Source organism: Mycetohabitans sp. B3 (genome assembly GCF_021498065.1).
Classification (GTDB): Bacteria; Pseudomonadota; Gammaproteobacteria; order Burkholderiales; family Burkholderiaceae; genus Mycetohabitans.
This window is the reverse complement of sequence record NZ_JAHLKN010000146.1, coordinates 1-203: the sequence shown is the minus strand read 5'-3', so window position 1 is coordinate 203 and position 203 is coordinate 1. Positions and strand designations below refer to the sequence as shown.

Annotated in this window: 1 protein-coding gene; it reads right to left on the bottom strand. The window is 67.0% G+C overall.

The window, feature by feature from the left end; genetic code table 11:
* The coding region (locus KQH55_RS16010) for a phosphopantetheine-binding protein (protein ID WP_235091661.1) at positions 1–203 on the bottom strand (203 nt) is incomplete at both ends.

Here is a 203-nt window from a genome sequence, read left to right as displayed (position 1 = left end):
CAAGGTCGCCAGCGGCACGTCAGCGCCCAGTCCTCTGACCCGGTTCATCAACCGCACCGCCAGCAGCGAGTGGCCCCCGAGCGCAAAGAAGCTGTCGTGCCGGCCCACACGCTCGACACCCAATAGCTCGGCCCAGATCGTCGCCAGCGTCGTCTCGAGTTCGCCTTGCGGCGCTTCATACGCTTGATGCGCCAGCGCGTCAG